At 73.9% G+C, this 13,369-nt stretch carries 13 protein-coding genes and 1 riboswitch; of the genes, 7 read left to right on the forward strand and 6 right to left on the reverse strand.

Annotated features, from left to right (window positions below):
- Nucleotides 1-228: a sulfur carrier protein ThiS gene (thiS, locus tag ACLGIH_RS25375; RefSeq protein WP_416527592.1), complete on the reverse strand. Its 228-nt coding sequence runs from the start codon at nt 226-228 to the stop codon at nt 1-3.
- Complete coding sequence (gene thiO / locus ACLGIH_RS25380) at nt 225-1,427, reverse strand: glycine oxidase ThiO (protein WP_416527593.1); 1,203 nt, start codon at nt 1,425-1,427, stop codon at nt 225-227. The genes thiS and thiO overlap by 4 nt, the downstream gene beginning before the upstream one ends.
- Nucleotides 1,425-1,536: riboswitch (TPP riboswitch) on the reverse strand. Its footprint overlaps the gene before it by 3 nt.
- A 51-nt stretch (nt 1,537-1,587) precedes the next feature.
- On the opposite strand from thiO, the gene ACLGIH_RS25385 reads away from it, so the two are divergent.
- The 6 genes from ACLGIH_RS25385 (at nt 1,588) to ACLGIH_RS25410 (ending at nt 6,708) form a co-directional block, all read left to right on the forward strand.
- Nucleotides 1,588-1,938: an avidin-fold protein gene (locus ACLGIH_RS25385; protein ID WP_416527594.1), complete on the forward strand. Its 351-nt coding sequence runs from the start codon at nt 1,588-1,590 to the stop codon at nt 1,936-1,938.
- 32 nt (nt 1,939-1,970) lie between these two features.
- Complete coding sequence (locus ACLGIH_RS25390; protein WP_416527595.1) at nt 1,971-3,221, forward strand: NAD(P)/FAD-dependent oxidoreductase; 1,251 nt, start codon at nt 1,971-1,973, stop codon at nt 3,219-3,221.
- Nucleotides 3,222-3,407: 186 nt separating this feature from the next.
- Nucleotides 3,408-3,773 (forward strand): Rv2175c family DNA-binding protein, encoded by a 366-nt coding sequence (locus ACLGIH_RS25395; protein ID WP_004001914.1) that lies wholly within the window; start codon nt 3,408-3,410, stop codon nt 3,771-3,773.
- A gap of 243 nt (nt 3,774-4,016) precedes the next feature.
- Nucleotides 4,017-4,673 carry a thiamine phosphate synthase gene (gene thiE, locus ACLGIH_RS25400; protein ID WP_416527596.1) on the forward strand — a complete coding sequence of 219 codons (657 nt, stop codon included), beginning with the start codon at nt 4,017-4,019 and terminating at the stop codon, nt 4,671-4,673.
- 119 nt (nt 4,674-4,792) lie between these two features.
- Nucleotides 4,793-5,716, forward strand: a complete 924-nt coding sequence (gene metF / locus ACLGIH_RS25405; protein ID WP_416527597.1) for a methylenetetrahydrofolate reductase [NAD(P)H] — start codon at nt 4,793-4,795, stop codon at nt 5,714-5,716.
- Between the two features lie 56 nt (nt 5,717-5,772).
- Nucleotides 5,773-6,708, forward strand: a complete 936-nt coding sequence (locus tag ACLGIH_RS25410; RefSeq protein ID WP_416527598.1) for an SCO2102 family sporulation regulator — start codon at nt 5,773-5,775, stop codon at nt 6,706-6,708.
- 30 nt (nt 6,709-6,738) lie between these two features.
- Here the strand turns inward: ACLGIH_RS25410 and ACLGIH_RS25415 are convergent, their stop codons facing one another.
- The 4 genes from ACLGIH_RS25415 to ACLGIH_RS25430 all read right to left on the reverse strand — a co-directional run bounded on the left by ACLGIH_RS25415 (nt 6,739) and on the right by ACLGIH_RS25430 (nt 12,411).
- The gene (locus ACLGIH_RS25415) at nt 6,739-8,253 is read right to left on the reverse strand and encodes a phytoene desaturase family protein (protein WP_416527599.1); all 1,515 of its coding nucleotides are present in this window, start codon (nt 8,251-8,253) and stop codon (nt 6,739-6,741) included.
- Between the two features lie 417 nt (nt 8,254-8,670).
- On the reverse strand, nt 8,671-9,303 hold the full coding sequence (locus tag ACLGIH_RS25420; RefSeq protein ID WP_416527600.1) for a TetR/AcrR family transcriptional regulator: 633 nt from the start codon (nt 9,301-9,303) through the stop codon (nt 8,671-8,673).
- A gap of 47 nt (nt 9,304-9,350) precedes the next feature.
- Complete coding sequence (locus ACLGIH_RS25425; RefSeq protein ID WP_416527601.1) at nt 9,351-11,435, reverse strand: YhgE/Pip family protein; 2,085 nt, start codon at nt 11,433-11,435, stop codon at nt 9,351-9,353.
- The gene (locus ACLGIH_RS25430; RefSeq protein ID WP_416527602.1) at nt 11,407-12,411 is read right to left on the reverse strand and encodes an ATP-binding cassette domain-containing protein; all 1,005 of its coding nucleotides are present in this window, start codon (nt 12,409-12,411) and stop codon (nt 11,407-11,409) included. Before ACLGIH_RS25430 ends, ACLGIH_RS25425 begins: the two co-directional genes overlap by 29 nt.
- 203 nt (nt 12,412-12,614) lie before the next feature.
- Here ACLGIH_RS25430 and ACLGIH_RS25435 point away from each other — a divergent pair, with 203 nt between their 5' ends.
- The gene (locus ACLGIH_RS25435) at nt 12,615-13,187 is read left to right on the forward strand and encodes an SAV_6107 family HEPN domain-containing protein (RefSeq protein WP_416527603.1); all 573 of its coding nucleotides are present in this window, start codon (nt 12,615-12,617) and stop codon (nt 13,185-13,187) included.
- Nucleotides 13,188-13,369: the final 182 nt, after the last annotated feature.

Consider the following 13,369-nt stretch of genomic DNA (forward strand, 5'->3'; position numbering starts at 1 on the left):
TCAGCCTCCCTGGACGGCGGTGAGGACTTCGACGCGGTCGCCCTCGGCCAGCGTGGTGGACGCCCATCGCGCGCGCGGGACGACGGTTTCGTTGAGTGCGGCCGCCACGCCGGACGGCGCCTCGGTGAGGGTCCTCACCAGGGCGTCGAGTGCGGTGCCGGGAGCCACCTGACGCGGCTCCCCGTTGACCGAGACGGTGACCGGGGTCTTCGTGACCGGGGTGTTCATGCCGACTGCTCCGTGAGTGCGGGGGCGGCGTCGAAGCGCCGCGGGGTGAAGGGGCGGGCCTCTTCGGGAAGCTCGCCCGTGGCCAGGACGTGCGCCATGGCGTCACCGGTGACCGGCGTGAGCAGCACGCCGTTGCGGTAGTGGCCGGTGGCCAGCAGCAGGCCGTCCAGCGCGGTCGGGCCGAGCATCGGCGCGTTGTCCGGGGAGCCGGGGCGCAGCCCCGCCCGGACCTCCGTGAAGGGCAGCTCGGTGAGGCCCGGGACCAGCTCGTGGGCGTCCCGCAGCAGCTCGTACACGCCCCCAGCGGTGACCGTGGTGTCCCAGCCCATCTCCTCGCTGGTCGCGCCGATGACCAGTTCGCCGTCCTCCCGGGGCACCAGATAGACGTGGTTGCCGCGGACCACGGCGCGCACGGTCCGGTTCAGCAGCGGCGCCGGGTGACGCGGCATCGTCAGCCGCACCACCTGCCCCTTCACGGGCCGCACCGGCGGCAGGACGTCCTCCGGGACGCCCGCCAGCCGCCCGCTGAGGCTGCCCGCGGCCAGCACCGTCCGCCCGGCCGCCAGCTCGGTGCCGTCGGCCGTGACGACCCCGGTGGCCCGGTCCCCGGTGACCGTGAGCCGCTCGGCCCGCACCCGGTGGAAGACCACACCCGCCCGCTCACAGGCGGTCACCAGCGCGCGGGCGAGGCGCCGCGGGTCGATCTGGTGGTCGCCGTCCACCCGCAGCCCCCCGCGCACGCCCGGCGCGAGCATCGGCTCCAGGCGTCGGCAGTCGCGCCCCGACAGCCACTCGGAGCCCAGGCCGGACTGCATCTGGAAGGCATGCAGTTCCCGCAGGTGGGCTCGGTCGTCGGCGTCGAGCGCGACGGCCAGCGTGCCGCACGCCCGGTAGCCGAGGTCCTGGCCGGTGGCGTCGCTCAGCTCGGCCGCGAACTGCGGATAGCGACGGGCCGAGGCGAGGTTCAGGGCGAGCAGGGTCTGCTCGCCGTAGTGCAGTTCCGTGACGGCGGCCAGCATCCCGGCCGCCACCTGGGCGGCCCCGCCGCCCGGCTCGGGATCCACCACGGCGGTGCCGAGCCCGCGCTGCGCGGACCGCCAAGCCGTGACCAGACCGATGATCCCGCCCCCGATGACGAGGACGTCCGACGTGCCCGCGCTACCGGTGGTACCCGTGGGCGGCGTGCCTGTGGGCGACATGGGTGTCCAGCCCCTCCCTTCGCCGGCATGACCCGGATCAGGTTCGTACGGTCGGAGGCCGCCAGCCTCCCTCTCAGCCCGGTGCGTCCGGGCTCCCGCGAGTGCCTTACGTTGGCCACCCTAACTGTCGTCATCCGCGTCTGTAAGGGAGCATCCGCCGGTGGCACGTTCGCTCGACGGTCTCGTCCTCACCCCGGTCGCCGACCAGGCGCCCGGTCAGGTGGGCACGCACACCCGGTTCACCTACCACGAGAAGGACGGCGAGATCTGGGCCGAGTACGCCGGCGGCGACGTCGTGCGCGGTCATCTGGTGGGCACGCGCGAGGGCGACCGGCTCGACTTCCGGTACGTGCAGCTCAGGACCGACGGCACCACGGCGTCCGGGCACTGCGTGTCGACGGTCGTCGAGCTGCCGGACGGGCGCGTGCGGCTGGAGGAGAGCTGGGAGTGGGAGTCGCGGCCGGGGCGCGGCACCAGCGTTGTGGAGCAGGTCACGGCGCACGACCACTGACTGACAACTCGTCAGGTGTCTATGGTGATCAGGTGAGCGAGCAGACGCAGGAACGGGCGCGGGAACGCGGCGCGCCGCCGGGGCACGTGGTCGTGGTCGGCGCAGGGATGGCCGGTGTGCAGACGGCGGTCGCCCTGCGCGAACAGGGGTTCGCCGGCACGGTGACGCTGATCGGCGCCGAACCCCACCAGCCGTACGACCGGCCGCCGCTGTCCAAGGCGGTGCTGCTGGGCACGGCCGAGGGCTCCGCCTTCGACGTGGACTTCGAGGCGCTCGGCATCCAGGTGCGCCTCGGCTGCGAGGCGCTCGGCCTGCGCCCCGACGCGCACGTCCTCGACACCTCCGCGGGACCCGTCCCGTACGACGTCCTCGTCCTGGCGACCGGCGCCGAACCGATTCGGCTGCCCGGCACCGAGGGCGTGCCCGGCGTCCATCTGCTGCGCACCCTGGACGACGCCGAGCGGCTGCGCCCGGTGCTGGTCCGGCAGCACGACATCGTGGTCGTCGGCGCCGGCTGGATCGGCGCGGAGTTCGCCACCGCGGCGCGCGAGGCGGGCTGTGCGGTGACCGTCGTGGAGGCCGCCGACCGGCCGCTCGCAGGGGCGCTGCCCGCCGAGGTGGCCGCCCCGATGACCGCCTGGTACGCCGACGCCGGCGCCGATCTGCGCACCCGCGCGCGCGTGGAGCGCGTCGAGCCCGGCGCGGTCGTCCTCGACGACGGCACGCGCGTGGCGGCCGGCGCGGTCGTCGTCGGCATCGGCGCCCGGCCCGCCACGGCCTGGCTGGCCGGCACCGGCATCGAGCTGGGCACGCACGGCGAGGTCGTGGCCGACGACCGGCTGCGCACCTGCCTGCCCGACGTGTACGCGGTCGGCGACTGCGCCTCCTTCCCCTCCGGCCGCTACGGCGAGCGGCTGCTGGTGCACCACTGGGACAACGCCCTCCAGGGACCGCGCACGGTGGCCGCCAACATCCTGGGCGCGGCCACCGGTGAGACACCGGCGGTCTACGACCCGGTGCCGTACTTCTGGTCGGAGCAGTTCGGGCGCTTCGTCCAGTACGCCGGTCACCACACGTCGGCCGACGCCACGCTGTGGCGCGGCGATCCGTCGGGGCCCGCCTGGACCGTCTGCTGGCTGCGCGAGGGCCGCCTGATCGCCCTGCTGGCCGTGGGCCGTCCCCGGGACCTGGCCCAGGGCAGGCGGCTGATCGAGTCCGGTGCGCGGATGGACCCGCGGCTGCTCGCCGACCCGGCCAGGCCGCTGAAGGCGGCGACGGCGTAGCGCGTGCCCCGCCGGGTGGTCCGCCGGGCGGCCCGCCAGGTGAACCACCGGACGATCCACCGGCTGATCCACCGGACGATCCACCGGCTGATCCACCGGGTGCCGGGGACGCCGGGGACTCACCCGTCCGCCCATGTCGGACGGGTCCGGCTTCCGACTGTCAGTGCCAGATGGCAGGCTGGAGGCGTGACCGAGATTGACGCAAAGATCGATGCTCTCGTGCCTGCCTGGCTCACCCTCCCCGACATCGCCGAGATGCTCGGCGTCGAGGTGACCCGCGTGCGGCAGCTGGTCAAGGAGGGCCAGCTCATCGCCGTACGCCGGGGGGAGAACAGGGCGCTGCACGTCCCCGCCGCCTTCATCGACGGGGACAAGGTGGTCAAGGGCCTGTCCGGGACCCTGACGCTGCTGCGGGACGACGGCTTCACGGACGAAGAGATGCTGGAGTGGCTCTTCACCCCCGACCCCTCCCTGCCCGGCACCCCCGCGCAGGCGCTGAGCGAGAATCGCGGCACGGAGGTGAAGCGCCGGGCCCAGGCGCTCGCCGTCTGACCCGGCATACCGACCGGCGTACGGGCCGCGGCCGGCCGGGGCCGCGGCCGCGGTGAACCGCGGCCCGTACGCCGCCGACAGCGGGCACGCCCGCATGTCACCGACAACGGCCCGGAGCCTCCGGTCCGGCATGGAAAGCGGCCGGAGCATCCGGTCCTCACCGACAACGGCCCGGAGCTTCCGGTCCGCCACCGGCACCGACCGGCTCGTCCGGTCCGCCACGACAACGGGGGACACCCACGCATGGCCGACACCGCAGTCACCGCCCGCGCCCGGCTCGCCGACGCCCGGCTCTACCTGTGCACGGACGCCCGCAGGCGCCAGGGCGACCTGCCCGAGTTCCTGGACGCGGTGCTGGCCGGCGGCGTGGACATCGTGCAGCTGCGCGACAAGGGCATGGAGGCGGCCGAGGAACTGGCGCACCTGGAGGTCTTCGCCGAGGCCTGCGCCCGGCACGGCAAGCTCCTCGCCGTCAACGACCGGGCGGACGTCGCCCACGCCGCCCGCGCCGACGTGCTGCACCTGGGCCAGGGCGACCTGCCCGTACCCGCCGCGCGCGCGATCCTCGGCGACGACGTCCTGATCGGCCGCTCCACGCACGCCGACTCCGAGGCCGCCGCGGCCGCCGCCCAGGAGGGCGTGGACTACTTCTGCACGGGCCCCTGCTGGCCGACCCCCACCAAGCCCGGCCGCCACGCACCCGGCCTGGACCTGGTGCGCCACACGGCCGCGCTGGGCACGGACCGGCCCTGGTTCGCCATCGGCGGCATCGACCTCGGCAACCTCGACCAGGTCCTCGACGCCGGTGCCCGACGCGCGGTCGTGGTCCGGGCGATCACCGAGGCCGACGACCCCGGTGCGGCGGCGGCGGAGTTCGCCAAGCGGCTGCGCCAGGCCTAGGCCGCTCTCCGCGTCCGCAGAGTCCCGCGACTGTCCAAGGGATGGACGGAAAATCGACAATACGGACAAAATGCCTGCGTCTGGTTGGGGGACCGACAAGCCCTGGCTAACCTGCCCGTATGGCCCTCGGAACCGCATCCACCAGGACTGATCGCGCACGCACCGTCCGCGACATGCTCGCGACCGGCAAGACGACGTACTCGTTCGAGTTCTGGGCGCCCAAGACGGAGAAGGGCGAGCGGAACCTGTGGAACGCGCTCCGCAGGGTCGAGGCGGTGGCTCCCAGTTTCGTCTCCGTGACGTACGGCGCGGGCGGCTCGACACGCGCGGGCACGGTGCGGGCGACCGAGCAGATCGCCGCCGACACCACGCTCACGCCGGTCGCCCACCTCACCGCCGTGAACCACTCCGTCGCCGAGCTGCGCAACATCATCGGCCAGTACGCCGACGCGGGCATCCGCAACATGCTCGCCGTGCGCGGCGACCCGCCCGGCGACCCCATGGGCGACTGGGTCCCGCACCCGCAGGGCCTGACCTACGCCGCGGACCTGGTCCGTCTCATCAAGGAGTCGGGCGACTTCTGCGTGGGCGTGGCGGCCTTCCCGGAGATGCACCCGCGCTCCAGCGACTGGGACACGGACGTGGCGCACTTCGTCGACAAGTGCCGGGCCGGCGCCGACTACGCGATCACGCAGATGTTCTTCCACCCCGAGCCGTACCTGCGCCTGCGCGACAAGGTCGCCGCGGCCTGCTGCGAGACCCCGGTGATCCCGGAGGTCATGCCGGTGACCAGCGTGAAAATGCTGGAACGGTTGCCAAAGCTCAGTAACGCTTCGTTCCCGCCCGAGCTGAAAGAGCGGATCCTCGCAGCGAAGGACGATCCGGCGGCGGTACGCTCCCTTGGGATCGAGTTCGCCACGGAGTTCTGCGCGAGACTGCTGGCCGAGGGTGTCCCCGGACTGCACTTCATCACGCTGAACAACTCCACGGCGACGCTGGAAATCTACGAGAACCTGGGCCTGCACCACCCGCCGCAGGCCTAGACCTGCCGCACGCACGTACGACACACTGCGTTGCGGTCACTGGGAGAGGGGCGTACATGGGCTGGACGGTCCTCTACATCGCGTTCGGCATCGTCGCGTTGTGGCTGCTCGGCGAGGTGCTGCTGCAGTACAAGGCGCGCCTGCGCTGGCGGCTGCTGGCGTTCGTCGGTTTCCTCGGCGTGGTGGTCGGCGTGCTGATCCCTTCCGTCGTCGTCATCGCACTGGGCGCTGCGGCCTTCGCGGTCGGCCAGACCTACGTGACGCTCTCGTTCCGCCGCGGCTTCGCCGCGGGCTGGGCGGTCAACGCCCCGGCGAGCCTCGTCGGAAGCCGGCGCGCCCGGCCGGAGCGGGGCCGCCAGGAGCCGACGCTGGAGGTCTCCGGCCTGGAAGCGGCCGAGGCCGAGTACGGCGACGACGACCGCGCCCGTGACCGCGACCGCGTCGCCTACGGTTACGACGACCACGACCGTGACGACGTCTTCACGCCCGCGCGTCCCGCCGGGCCCACGGAGGCGGAGACCACGGCGGTGTACGAGCCGCAGCCCATGCCGGACGACACCGGCTCCTACGGCGTCTACCGCGACTCCGGTTACGGCCAGGAGCAGCACGCCCCGGCCGCCGCCGCCCACACCGCCGACGCGTCCTACGCCTACGACTACTCCGGCTACGGCCAGCAGGGTTACTACGACCCCTCGGGCGAGCAGCAGTACGCCGCGTACTCCGACCCGTACATCGGCACCCACACCTACGGCGGGGCCGGGTACGACACCGGCTACACCACCGGCCGGCAGACCTACGACCAGCAGGGCTACGGCCAGGACCAGTACGCCACCGGCGGCTACGGAGAGACGCCCCCCGGCGGGGTGTGGGTCCCGCAGCAGCGCAGCACCGACGACCCGTACGGCGGCGAACTCCCGCCGGAGCAGCCCTACCCCCACCCGGGCGACGGGCAGGCTCAGGGCCAGGGCTTCGACGAGCAGTACCGTTTCTGAGACCGGGCGCCGAGGGGCGCGCCGGCAAGCTCACTGAGAGCCGCGGAACTCCGGCCCCTCCACGATCAGCCCGGCGACCAGCGCCCCCGACATGCCCGCGTGCGGCAGCCCGCCGCCGGGGTGCGACCAGCCGCCGACGGTGAACAGACCGTCGGTGCGCGTGCCGTTCGACGGGTGCAGCAGCCGGCCGCCGGCCGCGGCCAGCGCCGGTGCCGGCACGGCCCCGCCCTCCGCGCCGGTCGCCCCGGCGATGTCGGCCGGGGTGCGCGCCTCGTGCCAGAGCAGACGGTCGCGCAGGCCGGGTACGGCCCGTTCGGCGACGCCGATCACCTGCTGGGCGTGCACGTCGAACACGTCTGCTGCCGCCCGGCTCCACTCGGGCCGCGCGGGCACCACCGCCGTCAGCGTCACCGCCTCGTGCCCGGCGTCCGGCACCAGCTCCGGACCGTCCGGCCGCAGCACCGTCACCGTCGGGCGCGCGGCCATGCCCGGCGCCGCGCCGAACAGGGCGTTCAGCTCCGCGTCCCGGTCCTCGGTGTGAACCACCGTGCGATGCGCGGTGCCCTCGGGACGGCCGCCGCGCAGCGCCAGCAGCACCGTGAGCCTGCTCGCCGCCGCCCGCTGCGGCGGCACCTCGCCCGCCCCGCGCACCGCCGTGCCGCCGGCGATCCGGTCCAGCACGCCGGGCGCGACGCCGGCGACCACGAACTCGGCCTCCGCCACACCGCCGTCGGCCAGCTCCACTCCCGCCACCCGGCCGTCCTTCTCCACGATCCCGGTGACCTCGCTGCCGAAGTGGAACGCGACCCCGCGGGCCAGGCAGCGCTCGTACACCGCGCGGACCAGTTCGCGCAGCCCACCGCGCACGTACCAGGTGCCGAAGGCGTGCTCCATGTACGGCAGCACGGCGGCGCTCGCGGGAGTGGTGCGCGGGTCCAGGCCCCAGGCGAGGGCATGGCTCTCCAGCAGGGCGGTGAGCCGGGCGTCGCGCAGCTCCCAGGCGCCGATCTCGCCGAGCGTGCCGGCCCGGCGGGTGCGCAGCAGCCGCTTGTGGGGGACGGCCGGGTAGGGCTCACGCTCACCGAGCACCTGCCAGTCGGGCCACAGCGGCTCCTCCAGCAGCGGCCGGCGCGTCCGGTCCCAGGCCTCGCGGGCCCGCACCAGGAAGTCGCCCCAGCGCCGCCCGGCCGCGGCCCCCAGCGCCTCGGCCAGCGCCGCGACGACACCCGCGCGCGAGGCGTTCGGCAGCGCCACCTCGGTGCCGTCCGCGAAGACATGCCGTGACGACGGATCGACCTGGACCAGGTCGACGCAGTGCTCCAGCGGCTCCTTGCCCGTCTTGACGAACAGATCGCGCCAGACCGCGGGCAGCGGCAGCAGGCCGGGGCCGGTGTCGAAGCGGAAGCCGTCCCGCTCGAAGCGGCGCACCGCCCCGCCGTACGTCTCCGTGCGCTCGTACACCGCCACCCGGTGGCCCGCGACGGCCAGCCGGGCAGCCGCCGCCATCGCGCCCGCACCGGCGCCGATCACCGCAATCCGTGCCATGCGAGGGACTTTATCGACCGCCACCGACAATCCGGCCCGCGGGTGCGGTGACCTGCGGTGTTCCTGCTCGCTGGGCACGGGTGCGCAGGTCTGAGTATCCGTACCTAGCCGACGAGATGAGTACCCACACGGATGGGTCGCGGCCCGCGCGAACGAGAGAGTGGGGGCACGGAGAGGGGCACGGCTCCGGTACCGGCGACACGGGGCGCCGGAACGGGCCGGCCCACGATCCGCTCCTTCCGCCGGCCGCGGTCGGCGGGAGCGAGACACGGGGGGACCCGGGGGACGACCGAGAACGGGGGTTCTACGGGGGAACGTACGGGGGAGTACAAGGGAGCGCCGGTCCGGCGGCGGCCCGCGGGGGACGCGGCCACCACGGACCGGCGCTTCTTGTCTTCCGGTCGTCCGGCGGGTGGCTCAGGGGCGGCCGGCCACCCGCCCCTGGAGGAGGCGCGACAGGGCCGCGTGCACGTCGTCGAGGGAGCGCTCCGGCTGGAAGGACTTCCAGTCCAGGGCGGCCACCAGCACCATCCCGACCAGCGCGGCGGCGGTCAGCTGGACGTCGATCTCCTCGCTGAACTCGCCGGCCGCCACACCCTCGCGCAGGACCCCCTCGACGACCGCGACGGCCTCCTGCCGGACCACCAGCAGCGTGGACTGCCAGGCCCGGTTGGTGCGCCACAGCTCGGCCACGTACAGCTGGGTGAAGGCCGGATAGCGGTCGATGAAGACCAGGCCCGCGCGGACCATCGCGTCCAGGGCGTCGACCTTGCTGCCGCCCGCGCGCGCGGTGCCCTCGGCCGCCTCCTTCAGGGATGCGGTCAGGAGCCCCACGCCGTGCCGCAGCAGCTCCTCGAAGAGCACGGACTTGCTGGCGAAGTTGTAGTACACCGTGCCCTTGGCGACCCCGGCGCGTTCGGCGATCTCGTCCACCGTGGTGGCGGAGAAGCCCTGCTCGGCGATGAGGGTGACGGCGGCCTCGTAGAGCTTCTGCCGGGTGGCCTCGCGACGGCCGCGGCCGCCGTGCGGCGCGGTGCTGCTGCTTTCCATGGCCCTGATTGTCACAGGAACCGGCGCCGAAGATCGCACGGACCGGCTCACAGGGTCAGCTCCGGGTGCAGCCGGTCGAGCGTCCACACCTGCCGGCGGCGGGCCGACAGCGCGGTCAGCGCGAGGGCGCCCAGCGTGAACGCGGCGAGCACCACGCACGCGTGCCACACCGGTTCGAGGCCGCCGCCCGTGATGAGCCTTCTGAGGGCCTCGACGACGTAGCTCATCGGCAGGAACGGGTGGAGCGCGTTGAAGAAGCCCGGGCTGGTCTGCACGGGATAGGTGCCGCCCGCCGAGGTCAGCTGGAGCATCAGCAGGGCGAGGACCAGGATCCGGCCGGCCGCCCCGAAGCGGGCGTTCAGCCACTGCACGAGGGCGGTGAAGCAGGCCGTGACCAGGAACAGGAAGCCCACCGTGCCGGCCGCCCGGGCCATCTGCAGGCCGACCGCCCAGTGCAGCACCGACATCAGCGCCACCGTCTGCAGCACCCCGATCGCCACCACCGGCAGCCAGCCGGCCAGCGCGATCCGCCAGGCCGAGGCCCCCGCGGCGAGCGCCCGGCGGTTCAGCGGCGCGATCACCATGTACGCGACCATGGCACCCACCCACAGGGACAGCGGGATGAAGTAGGGGGCGAATCCGGTGCCGTAGTTGGGCGCGCGGTGCAGGTTGTCGGAGACCAGCCGGACGGGGTCGGCCATCACGCCGGTGCGCCGGTCGCGGTCCCGCTCGTCGTAGTCGGGGATCTGCTCCGCGCCGTCGTGCAGGCCGCCGGCCAGCTTCGTGGAGCCGTCCACCAGCTTGAACATGCCGCCGTTCAGGTCGTCCGCGCCCGTCTTGAGCCTGCCGACGCCCTCGTCCAGGTCCACGGCACCGGTCTTCGCCGTGCCCAGCCCCTTGCGCAGCTTCTCGGCGCCGGCGGCGACCTTTCCGGCGCCCTCGTTCAGCTTGTTGATCTTCTTGACGGCGTCGTCCAGGTCCTCGGAGAGGTTCGGCGCGCGCTTCGCGAGGGCCTCGGCCTGCTCCTCGAGCGTGGCGAGGTTCTCGTCGAGCTTCTTCAGGTCGCCGTCGTGGTCCGCGACGATCGTGTTGAGGTCGTCGGCGATGACCGCGACGTCGGCCGCCGCGTCCCGGGCCTCCTTCAGGTCGGAGCAGGCGGCGTCGGGCAGCACCGGCTCCTCGCAGCGCCTCTTGTGGATGCCGGTCAGGGTTTCGGTGGCCGTGTGGGCGCGCTCGGCGGCGCCCGGTGCCCGCTCCACCAGGGTGTCGAGGTGGTCGCGGATGAACCCGGAGGAGTCCGCGACGAGCTGTGCGGTGTCCCCGATGGTCTTGTCGTTCCCCTTCAGGAAGGGGCCCACCTTCCCGTCGACCCCGTTGACCTTGTCGGCGAGTTGCTGTGTGCCCTCGGCGACCTGCTGGGCGCCGTCGTCCAGGTCGCCCGCGCCCTTGTGCAGCTTCTTCAGGCCCTTGGCCAGATCGCCGCTGCCGTCCTGGGCGTCCTTCAGACCGTCGGCCAGGTCCTTGGAGCCCTTCTTGGCCTTGCCGATGCCGCCCTTCAGCTTGTCGGCCCCCTCGGCCGCCTTCACCGTCTCGCCGTGGATGTCGGAGAACGAGATGAAGATGCGGTCCAGGAACGACCGCGACGCCTTGGTGGACGCCGCCTGACGCACCTCCGCGAACACCGTCCGGGAGATCTGCCCGACGATGTAGTTGTTCGCGTCGTTCGTGCGCACCTGGAGCGCGCCGGTCTCCGGGGCCTCGCCCGAGCTGGAGGCGATGCGCCGGCTGAAGTCGGCGGGCATGGTCAGCGACAGGTAGTAGGTGCCGTCCTCGACACCCCGGCGGGCCTCGGTGGCGCTCACCTCCCGCCAGTCGAAGACCTCGCTCTCGCGCAGCCGCTCGGTGAGGTCGTCGCCCGCGGTCAGCTTCTTGCCGTCGGCGGTGGCCCCCTTGTCCTCGTTGACCAGTGCCACGGGGATGCGGTCCAGGCGGCCGTACGGGTCCCAGAAGGACCACAGGTACAGGGCGCCGTAGAGCAGGGGCAGCACCAGGAGCGCCACCAGGGCGGCACGCGGCAGGCGCCCCCGCCCGAAACGCCTGAGCTCAAGCGCGGCCAGCCTCGGCGAACGCATCGCCGGCCTCCTTAGGGTTGTCGCGGGTGTCGCGGGTGTCGCGGGTGTCGCGGGTGTCGCCGCTGTCGCGGGTGTCGCGGGTGTCGCCGGTGTCGCGGGTGTAGCCGGTGTGGCCGGTGTGGCGGTTGTCGTGGGACCCGTCCCGTGCGGGGGCCCGGTCGGCCTCCGGGACTCGCTCGGCTTCCGGCGCGCCATCGGGTTCGAAGCCCTCGCCGGCCTCCGGACCTTCGTCGGCCAGCGGACCCTCGTCGGCCTCCGGCCCTTCGTCGGGCTCGGGGCCCGCGCCCCGGGCGGACACCCGCACCGCCTGCTCCGGCGCCTCGGCGCACACCGCCACCACCGTCGTGCCGGACTCGGCGATCGACGCCAGCAGGGACCAGACCTCGGTCCGCTCGGCGTCGGACAGCTTCAGGTCGGCGTCGTCGACACCGAGCAGCCGCGGGCGGCCGAGCAGCGCCAGTGCGACGGAAAGCCGCAGCGCCTCCAGCCGCTCCAGATCGCGTACGGCCGTACGGGTGCCCTTGGGCAGGGCCGCGCGGTCCAGCCCCGCGGCCCCGAGGGCGCGGTCGATACGCAGCTCCGCCTCCGCCGCCCGCTGTGCCCGGGGCCGCAGCAGGCCGCGCAGCGAGTCGCCGAAGCGGCGTTGCAGCAGCGCCCGCTCGCGCAGGTGCTCGCCGACGGTCAGCGCCGGGTCGAGGTCGGTCACCCCCGGCACATGGGCGAGCGCGCTGATCCGGCGCAGGGCGGCCATCTGCCGGGGCAGCCGCAGACCGCCCACGGCGGCCGTGCCCTCCGTGGGCTTCATCCGCCCGGTGAGCGCCAGCAGCAGGCAGGTGCGGCCCGAGCCGGAGGGCCCCTCCACCGCGATCAGCGAACCCGGCCCGGCGTCCACATCCACCCCGCGGAACGCCCAGCCGCGGGGCCCGCGGAGCCCGAAGCCGCGGGCCGTGACGTCCAGCCCGTGCGGACCGTCCACAGCTCTCCACCCCCTGAGAGAGACACCGGCGGAGCCGCCGGTGCGCAATTTGAACTGACTGGTCAGTGCAAAAGCTACCCCGAACGGTCGAGCGAGGCAAAACCCCAGCTCAGAAGGGATTGTCAGTGCCATACCTCACGATGGGCACATACGCGGCACCCCGTGTGAGGGCGTGCCGTCACGCTGACGACAGGAGGATCGTCATGGCCAACTCGTCTGCAGCCGCCGCCCGTCGGCGCCGCGCCGCCGGCCCTGCCCCCTCACTGACCGGCCCGGCGAGCGACGTGCACCCCGTGCTCCGCCGGGCCACGGCCCCGCCCGCCGCCCTCGACCTGCTGGCTCAGGCCCGCGCCGGACTGGACGAGGCGACCGTCCTGGAAACGCCGAACGAGCGGTATGCGCGCGCCCACCTCGCCGCCCTGCGCACCGCCGCCGCGGTGCTCGCCGCCCGGGGCCGCCCGGAGGCCACACCCCGGGCCCGGGCCCGCATCCGGAGTGCCTGGGAAGTGCTCCCCGAGATCGCCCCCGAGCTGACCGAGTGGAGTGCCCTGTTCGCCTCGGGCGCCCGGCGCCGCGCCCGGGCCGAGGCGGGTATCCGGGGCGCGGCCAGTAACCGGGACGCCGACGACCTCATACGGGACGCGGCGGTGTTCCTGCGCCTGGTGGAGCGGATGCTGGTCCTTCAGCCGGTCCTGCCCCAGCCGCGCCCGGACGCCGACCGCCTGGAGGGCGACGGCGGCGACCACGGGGGGCGGGACATGCCGGACGCGGGGTGATGCCGCGGCACGACAGCGCCCTTCCGGCCGCCCGGCCCCCGCCTCGTCCGGTGTCGGTACCGGCATGACCGTGCCGGGGACGGGAGGCAATAGGGTGGGGGGCGCCTGAAGCCCGCCCTTCCCGGACCCGTGCCGGGGGAGGCGCCCCGTTCGCTCCGCCGTGCCAGAGGCGGTGCCGCGCC

Source organism: Streptomyces hamibioticus, from assembly GCF_047946815.1.
Lineage (GTDB): Bacteria > Actinomycetota > Actinomycetes > Streptomycetales > Streptomycetaceae > Streptomyces.